Here is an 8,394-nt window from a genome sequence, read left to right as displayed (position 1 = left end):
GGGTGCCGATAGGCGGGGGGATCTACCCTTGATAAGGGGGGTGCCGATAGGCGGGGGGATCTACCCTTGATAAGGGGGGTGCCGATAGGCGGGGGGATCTACCCTTGATAAGGGGGGTGCCGATAGGCGGGGGGATCTAGCCTTGATAAGGGGGGTGCCGATAGGCGGGGGGATCTACCCTTGATAAGGGGGGTGCCGATAGGCGGGGGGATCTACCCTTGATAAGGGGGGTATATGATAATTTTTAACGCCTACTTACTTAACTGATTATAATCCATTGCCAATGAGAATAAAAGGAGCCCAGTAACGGGGATGGCTGAGGCGATTTGCTACGTCCGATGGCACTCCTTCAATAGGTTCTATTCTAATACTACCACGCAGCTGCTCATCGGTTGGGTTATTACTGGTAATCAAGGCAATTTGTGCCTGTTGTAATGCCGCTGCTTTACTCAATTTACCCGTCCTCAAAGCAGCATAAAAAGCATTCATCAAAGCTTGTGTACCGCCATCGTCAACACTCCATAAAGAGGCAATAACTGCCCTTGCGCCTGCGGTTTGTAGTCGATATCCTAACCCTAAAATTTCGATTCCTGTGCCGTAATTACCCCCTAAACCTGTCTCGCAAGCACTCAAAACAATTAAATCAATATTTTTAAACCGCCAGTTTTTCATTGTTTGTAGAGTCACAACTGTCCCATCTCCAAAAAGAACAAAAGACTGTTCTGGAGTTCCCACCACAAAGGCTGCATGGGTGGCAAAATGGACGACAGTATAGCTATCCAGTAGGGGAATAATTGTTTGATTGAAGTCTTTATCGAAGTATTTAGTAGTAGGAGAAACTGTCTGTGCTAATTTATCTACCTCTATACCCGCAAAAGGCAAACCATTAAATTTGAAGTCTTGTCCTTCATGTCGAAACTGATAGCTGCCCTTGACAAAAGCCGCCGCTAAAATGTGCATTTTCGGTTCGGGTTTGGTATTAAAATCAGTCAGGGATGCTGCCGTAATATTATTAACCCGGTAGCGTTCAATTAACCACTGTTTGCCGTCGTATAAAGCCGCCAGAGGAATGTAGCGCAGTTGTCCGTCAGGAGCATAAATAATCGTTTTTGCATCGGCAGTTTTTAGGTTATTTTCTAGGGGTTTAATCAGCCATTCATAAAGCTGTTGGGCTGGCTTTTTGGCATCCAGACTAGGATTTTGTAAGGCTTCCCGGAAAGCGCGAATAGTTTCGTTTAGTTCTTTTTTGCTGACTTTTACGGTGTGGCGGACGGGAGGAGAATCAGCAGTGGTGAGGATGATTTCTAAGCGGTCATCAAAGATAATTGGGTAGATAAGGACGGCATTTTGTTGGAGTTTTTTGAGATTATCAGATAAGCCAATTAAATTGTCTAAATTATTCAGGAGATCGGCGGAACGGGTTTGGGGTTTGAGTTGGTTAATTAAGGCTAAAACTTCTGGACTTTTGATAAATTTATTAAACTCAGCGACAATTTGTTCCTGTTGTTTCCAGAGTTGGGCGAGACGTTGTTTTTCTGAGGGAGTTAGTTTGCCGTTGAGTTTTTGTCGTTCTTGCAGTCGGCTGATTTCTTGGCCAATTTCTACTGCTTTATTAAGAATTGCCTCAATTCCCTCGTCTATTTTTTGTTCTGGCGGTAGTTTAGGAACTCCCTGTTCTGTATTTGTATTACCGCGCACTCCCCGCAAATAATCGTCTAATTCCTGTACTTTCAACAAATCTAACACCCGTTGCGCTTCCAGAATGCGGTCTTGTTGCAGCAGCAAGTCAGCTAAACGGCGGTAGGTATCAGCAACAGTTTCGGTGTAGGTTTGTTGCAATTCTTTGGGGAGTCCTTTAATATCGCCCCTGAGAGTTTCATAGACGTTAACCGATTGTTTGTAGAAGATAATCCCTAGTTGGGGTTGGTTTTGTTGTTGCAGTAAGGAACCAATATTGTGTAAGGTTATCGCTTCCCCCGCGCGATCGCCCACCGCCCGCCTTAAGGGTAATGCCTGTTGGTAATAGTCTAATGCCTTTTGTTTCTCCCCTAAATCATCATAGACAAAACCAATATTATTGAGAGTAACGGCTTCCCCCGTGCGATTGCCCACCGCCCGCCATAAGGGTAAAGCCTGTTGGTAATAGTCTAATGCCTTTTGTTTCTCCCCTAAAGCATTATAGACAGCACCAATATTATTGAGAGTAGTGGCTTCCCCTGCGCGATCTCCCACCGCCCGCCTTAAGGGTAAAGCCTGTTGGTAATAGTCTAATGCCTTTTGTTTCTCCCCTAAAGCAGAATAGACACGACCAATATTATTGAGAGTAGTGGCTTCCCCTGCGCGATCGCCCACCGCCCGCGATAAGGGTAAAGCCTGTTGGTAATAGTCTAATGCCTTTTGTTTCTCCCCTAAAGCATTATAGACAGCACCAATATTATTGAGAGTAGTGGCTTCCCCTGCGCGATCGCCCACCGCCCGCGATAAGGGTAAAGCCTGTTGGTAATAGTCTAATGCCTTTTGTTTCTCCCCTAAAGCATCATAGACACCACCAATATTACTGAGAGTAGTGGCTTCCCCGGCGCGATCGCCCACTGCCCGCCTTAAGGGTAAAGCCTGTTGGTAATAGTCTAATGCCTTTTGTTTCTCCCCTAAAGCAGAATAGACACGACCAATATTATTGAGAGTAGTGGCTTCCCCTGCGCGATCGCCCACCGCCCGCCTTAAGGGTAATGCCTGTTGGTAATAGTCTAATGCCTTTTGTTTCTCCCCTAAATCATCATAGACAGCACCAATATTATTGAGAGTGACGGCTTCCCCTGCGCGATCTCCCACCGCCCGCCTTAAGGGTAATGCCTGTTGGTAATAGTCTAATGCCTTTTGTTTCTCCCCTAAAGCATCATAGACAGCACCAATATTACTGAGAGTGACGGCTTCCCCAGAGCGATCTCCCACCGCCCGCCTTAAGGGTAATGCCTGTTGGTAATAGTCTAATGCCTTTTGTTTTTCTCCTAAAGCATCATAGACACCACCAATATTATTGAGAGTAGTGGCTTCCCACTTGCGGTCTTTTAGGGATTGATAGATAGGTAAGGCTTGGTTATAGTATTCCAGGGCTTTGGGTTTGAATCCTAACTTATCGTAAACAAAACCTATCCCAACTAGAATATTAGCTTCCTGTGCTTTATCTCCCAGCTTACGCCAAAGGGGTAAGGCTTGTTCCCATTTGGTTATTGCCTGTTGATAGGATTCGGCTGTCCCTTGCTGGAATAGTTGCATCCCCTCGTTAAATAGCCTTTCCGCTTCAGCTTTTTTCGTCTCATTCGTTTGCGCTTGGACAGGTGGCACTATTCCGGGTTGAGAAATGGGCAAGATAGACACGCCGGAGGCGAGTAGCAGCAGTAGGGTAGCGAGGTTGAGGGATTTGAGCATGGTTTAAGAAAGGATATTTAGTTTATTGGCTCTTCTCGGCTTTGTGTGATAATTTTTGCTTATGGAATCGTGAAATGCTTACTGGACAAAACTTTTAAGACTATTTTGCGGATATTCTATCAGTATAGACCTCGTTTCCACACAGAAACCAGAAGAGCCGTTTATTCTACTTTCTGGTTATAGATCCGGGACTTTCGTTAAAACTCCCTCATATTTTTCTTTGTTATCTCTATTCAAACTAGGCAAGTTTTCAACAACATTCTTCCCCTCTTTATCAACTGTTACAGCTAGTTTTAATCCCAAAGCCTTCAGCCAAAGCCCTAAATTATAAATTCCTATTCCTGCTGGCATTGTTAATAATTTATCGAGAAATTGCTCATAAATTTTAATTTGTTCTGCGGTTAAATGAGAATCCCCAAGAGCTTCCAGAACATTCCTCAAAGCCATTTTCAGTAATTCGGGATCGAATTCAAACTCGTCTTCTTCTAAGTGAGTTTCGAGATAAAGAGCCGCATAGTTTGGATCTTTAAGATTGTCCAGCAAAAAAGGGTGGTAGCTAATACTTTTAGACATAATTTTAACTCCGATAATCTCTCCAGTATTCTTGGGCTTGGCGAATATCTTTAATTTGACTGCTTTTATCACCTCCACACAGTAGCAACACGATGGTTGTCCCTACTTGTCCGAAATAGATGCGATAACCTGGACCATAGTCTATTCTTAATTCAAAAACACCTCCTCCTACCGAACGGTAATCGCCTAAATTGCCCATCCTCACTCGGTCAAGTCTTTTACTGATGATAGTTTGAGTTTTAGACACTCGGATAGAATCAAACCAATTATCAAAAGGAATTTGACCATCGGCTGTTACATAACGCTCAATTTCTCTTGGTTGCGTTGCCATGAATTAACTCTAGCACATTAGTTTCCTCGCCAATGCTTAACATTTTCCGTTCGTATTTCCTAATAAAAGAAGCTTTTATTATCTCTTGCGCCAATTACCAGTTTTCTCGGCGATGGCAAGGATTGACTCCGCACTCCTTGCTGTACCATCCACTTACCGAGTGCTAGATTTATGAAGGCTTCCTGCACTTTATCTCCCAGCTTACGCCAAAGGGGTAAGGCTTGTTCCCATTTGGTTATAGCCTGTTGATAGGATTCGGCTGTCCCTTGTTGGAATAGTTGCATCCCCTCGTTAAATAGCCTTTCCGCTTCAGCTTTTTTCGTCTCATTCGTTTGCGCTTGGACAGGTGGCACTATTCCGGGTTGGGAAATGGGCAAGATAGACACGCCGGAGGCGAGTAGCAGCAGTAGGGTAGCGAGGTTGAGGGATTTGGGGATGCAGGACATGGAAGCCTCCCGTGTAGGGGCATAGCATTGCTATGCCCTATTGTAGTGTGTGTGGGAGTGAGGGCGGTCAAATAGAGCGCCTGTATCTTGCTTTCATGGTGGGTTCTTCTTTTTTACGCGATCCGCCGAAAATTTTTTGAATCCTCTTACTGTATTGCATTGAGTTACTATAATTTAAACATGGCGGCTCAACCCAGAGACATTCGACGTTATGTTACCACCGACGGCAAAGTTCCCTTTGCTCAATGGCTCGATTCTTTACGAGATATCAAGGCTAAAACTAAAATTGCTCAACGCCTAAACCGTCTTAATTTAGGGAACTTAGGGGATTATAAATCAGTAGGAGGGGGAGTTTATGAACTACGAATAGACTATGGTTCCGGTTATCGCATTTACTTTGGACAAATCGGGACAACGATTATCTTACTCCTGTGTGGAGGAGATAAAAGAACGCAAGCTAAAGACATTGAAATAGCCCAAAAATATTGGCAAGATTATAGGAGGCGAGAAAATGCCAGTCAGTGATAGTTATCATGATTCCCTGATCGAATCCCTTAAAGATCCCCATTATGCAGCAGTTTATCTGGAAACTCATCTAGAGGGAGATGAATATGGATTTGAATCAGAATTACTCAGACTCTCCTTCAATCACGTCCTAGAAGCCCTTGGCTCCCAAAATCTAACACCAGAACAAATCAAAATTCAGGCGAAGCAATTGGAAGAATTAATGCAAAAACCTGCCCCTGAAGCCATGAATCAACTAACCTCTTGGCTCCAAGCTTTAGGATTGAGATTAACGATAACAGTCGCTCCAAAAATGCCAGAAATAAATCATCAAAATGACGCTGTTAGTTCAATCAAGATTACAGTATAGTTCAGCAAGCTTAGTAAATGCTGAACCTCAGCAAGTCTTTTTCGGGCTTAACCGAGTAGTATTGGGTCTTATTCTGCTTCTCCAATTAAAGTAAATGCTGCCCAATTTTTAGGATTCTGATACTTTCGATCTTTCATTATTGTTAACATTGCCTGTCGCAACGCCTGGGCTTTATCTAGTTTTTTCTCTTGCCAATTGCGATAAAATTCAGTCATTAAACTTGCAGTAGGTGCATCGGGAACTGACCATAAAGAAACAATAATACTTGGCACTCCTGCGGTAATTAAAGAACGGGATAATCCGATTACACCATCTCCAGTAATGCGTCCCCTTCCCGTATCGCAAGCACTTAAAACCACTAATTCCGCATTCAGTTTTAAGTTGAGAATTTCATCAGCAGTAAGTAAACCATTATCATTACCAGAAGGTGCAAGAGCGATCGCACCGGGTACTCCTAATCCTTTAAAATCATCTAATAAACCATGGGTTGCTAGATGAATAATTCTGGCTTGAGGTAATTGGGAAAGGATAGCTTTTTTAGTGGCTTGGTTGCCTGTTAAAGCTTTAGTATTGAGTAGTTTAGCAATAGTAATAGCTTCGTTTTCTGCTGCTGGTAAGGGATTAAGTTGTTCTGGTGGTTCGCCAATTTTGATAGTTACTTTTGGCATGGTAGGATTGCCGACAACGACAAGTCCTTTCGGGTTAGCTTGTTGAACTTTTACTCGTTGTTTTTGGGTTAAGTCTAACACTTGAATGGCGGGTGCAGTGAGAATTGTGTGTTTTTCAATTAGGTATTTGCCATTTTCATCTTGTAAAGCGGGAAAAGGTACTAAAAATAGTTCTCCTTGAGGCATGAAGATGACATGAGCGTTAGGATCGGAGGGGAGTAAATCGGCAATAGGTTCTATAAGTAATTTGTGGAGTTGTTTTAATTGATTTTCTATTTCAGAGCTATTAAGTGGGACTACTTCGATACTACCACGTCCTCTGACTCCGATTGATTGGCGAGTGCTAGTAACAAAATTTTCTAGAGAGGGAGCAAAAGATTGGATGTCTAGTTGCCGAAATAGGATTTCACCACTTGGTTTAACCACCCAAATATAAAGTTTTGGCTGTCCTCCGAAGTCATTGATAGAATACTCAACTAGAGTCGCCTCGTGTTCTTGAGCAATTTGTTGGATTTGCTCTAAATTTGGTGGTTGAATTGGAGGATCAGGTGTTTCAGAATATTTTGCGGCTAAAAGTTCAACAAATGCTCTAGCGCGTCCTCGTTCAGTTACTTCCAGTGCAGCTTCGGACTTTTGCTGTACAATCAGGGCGTATTCCAAATTATGGTAAGTATTAGTTTGGGTTTCCAATAAAGAAATTTTATTCTCATCCGTTAGTCCAGATCGAAGCGATTCCCAGATGTTAATCGTCTCAAAGAGGTATTTCTCGGCCACCGCCGCATTACCCGTTAGCAGAACGGTACGACCCATATTATTGAGAGTTCTACCTTCAGCAACCCTGTCTTTCACTTCTCTGGCAATCCCTAGGGCTTGCTGATACAATTCTAAGGACTTTTGATACTCTCCCAGGCTGTTGTAAACCCTTCCCAAGTTGTTGAGAGTAATTCCTTCAGACGGACGCTCTTTGATTTTTCGACTAATAGCTAACGAACGTTGATAAAAATCCAAGGCTTGGGAATACTGCTGAAGTTGATCGTCAACTGAGCCGAGATTGCTGAGGATTTTAGCTTCACCGGAGGGATCATTCAGTTCTTGAGTAATCTCTAAAGCTTCCTGATAGGATTTCCGTGCGTTTGTATAGTCTTTCAGATTATTGTAAGCTGACCCCATATTGTTTAAAGCCATGCTTGCTAGAGAAGGATTTTTAATGTTTCTTGCGATCGCCAGAGCTTTTTCGTAGAAGTCCAGCGATTTTTTATACTGCCCTAGTCGGTCATAGACCCATCCAATATTGTTCAGGACAATACTTTGTCTGGTAAAATCATTGACTTCTTTAAAAATGGTGATGGCTTGCTGATATAAATCCAATGCTTTTGGGTATTCTCCCATGAGGCTAGAGACTTCTGCTATATTATTGAGAGAAAATCCTTCTCCACTGCGATCTTGTAATTCCCTGCGGATAGCTAAAGCTTGTTCATAAAACTTTAAAGCTTCCGATATCTGACCCAGACTTCGGTAAACTCCACCAATGATGTTGAGAGTTTTCCCTTCTCCGGCACGATCATGTACTTCTCTGAAGATTTCTAAAGCTTGTTGTAAGAATTTCAAGGATTTTGAATTCTCCCCTAGATAGCTGTAAGATAGCCCAATATTATTAAGGGCAGCTCCTTGATTGGGGAGATCGTTCAATTCTTGAAAAATAACTAAAGCTTGTTGATAGAAAGGTAAGGCTTGCTTAGACTGTCCTAGCTCGGTATAAACAAACCCAATATTATTAAGAATCACTCCTTCTTGTTGACGATCTGCAATCTGCTGATAGATTGCTAAAGCTTGTTGATATTTTTCCAGCGCGACTTGATACTGACCCTGATAGTAATAGCGATCGCCTTCTTGAACCAGTCGAGCTGCTTGAGCTTTACGGTCAGTCGTTGTTTGTGCCACGTTTGAAGCAGAAAAAGATACTGAAGGAGTCAGCAGTGGGTTAATCTCTAGAGAGATTAAAAGGATAGCAGTGAAGAAATTTAAAGGTCGAAGCCAAGTAGGCATAGATCAATTCTCCTTAAATGATATAAC

At 42.9% G+C, this 8,394-nt stretch carries 7 protein-coding genes; 2 read left to right on the top strand and 5 right to left on the bottom strand.

The window, feature by feature from the left end:
* Nucleotides 1–267 precede the first annotated feature (267 nt).
* The 4 genes from IM462_RS13095 to IM462_RS13080 form a co-directional block, all read right to left on the bottom strand.
* Nucleotides 268–3,429, bottom strand: coding sequence for a CHAT domain-containing protein (locus IM462_RS13095; protein WP_287701571.1), 3,162 nt, complete (start codon nt 3,427–3,429; stop codon nt 268–270).
* Between the two features lie 177 nt (nt 3,430–3,606).
* Complete coding sequence (locus IM462_RS13090) at nt 3,607–4,002, bottom strand: helix-turn-helix domain-containing transcriptional regulator (RefSeq protein ID WP_150976070.1); 396 nt, start codon at nt 4,000–4,002, stop codon at nt 3,607–3,609.
* Between the two features lie 4 nt (nt 4,003–4,006).
* Complete coding sequence (locus IM462_RS13085) at nt 4,007–4,333, bottom strand: type II toxin-antitoxin system RelE/ParE family toxin (protein WP_272078089.1); 327 nt, start codon at nt 4,331–4,333, stop codon at nt 4,007–4,009.
* A 59-nt stretch (nt 4,334–4,392) separates the two neighbouring features.
* On the bottom strand, nt 4,393–4,779 hold the full coding sequence (locus IM462_RS13080) for an outer membrane protein assembly factor BamD (protein ID WP_287701568.1): 387 nt from the start codon (nt 4,777–4,779) through the stop codon (nt 4,393–4,395).
* 180 nt (nt 4,780–4,959) lie between these two features.
* On the opposite strand from IM462_RS13080, the gene IM462_RS13075 reads away from it, so the two are divergent.
* Nucleotides 4,960–5,304: a type II toxin-antitoxin system RelE/ParE family toxin gene (locus IM462_RS13075; RefSeq protein WP_271927436.1), complete on the top strand. Its 345-nt coding sequence runs from the start codon at nt 4,960–4,962 to the stop codon at nt 5,302–5,304.
* Complete coding sequence (locus tag IM462_RS13070) at nt 5,291–5,653, top strand: helix-turn-helix domain-containing transcriptional regulator (protein WP_110579016.1); 363 nt, start codon at nt 5,291–5,293, stop codon at nt 5,651–5,653. The genes IM462_RS13075 and IM462_RS13070 overlap by 14 nt, the downstream gene beginning before the upstream one ends.
* A gap of 68 nt (nt 5,654–5,721) precedes the next feature.
* Here IM462_RS13070 and IM462_RS13065 read toward each other — a convergent pair whose 3' ends face one another.
* Nucleotides 5,722–8,367, bottom strand: coding sequence for a tetratricopeptide repeat protein (locus IM462_RS13065; protein WP_287701564.1), 2,646 nt, complete (start codon nt 8,365–8,367; stop codon nt 5,722–5,724).
* Between the last annotated feature and the right edge of the window lie 27 nt (nt 8,368–8,394).

Origin of the sequence: Microcystis sp. M144S2 (assembly GCF_020246065.1) — a bacterium.
GTDB classification, from domain to species: domain Bacteria; phylum Cyanobacteriota; class Cyanobacteriia; order Cyanobacteriales; family Microcystaceae; genus Microcystis; species Microcystis ichthyoblabe_A.
Note: the sequence above shows the minus strand (reverse complement) of the source record. Positions and strands in the feature narration are given on the sequence as shown.

Coding starts and splice junctions, on each gene's coding strand:
- IM462_RS13095 (WP_287701571.1), bottom strand. CDS start 3,429: ATGCTCAAATCCCTCAACCTCGCTACCCTACTGCTGCTACTCGCCTCC.
- IM462_RS13090 (WP_150976070.1), bottom strand. CDS start 4,002: ATGTCTAAAAGTATTAGCTACCACCCTTTTTTGCTGGACAATCTTAAA.
- IM462_RS13085 (WP_272078089.1), bottom strand. CDS start 4,333: ATGGCAACGCAACCAAGAGAAATTGAGCGTTATGTAACAGCCGATGGT.
- IM462_RS13080 (WP_287701568.1), bottom strand. CDS start 4,779: ATGTCCTGCATCCCCAAATCCCTCAACCTCGCTACCCTACTGCTGCTA.
- IM462_RS13075 (WP_271927436.1), top strand. CDS start 4,960: ATGGCGGCTCAACCCAGAGACATTCGACGTTATGTTACCACCGACGGC.
- IM462_RS13070 (WP_110579016.1), top strand. CDS start 5,291: ATGCCAGTCAGTGATAGTTATCATGATTCCCTGATCGAATCCCTTAAA.
- IM462_RS13065 (WP_287701564.1), bottom strand. CDS start 8,367: ATGCCTACTTGGCTTCGACCTTTAAATTTCTTCACTGCTATCCTTTTA.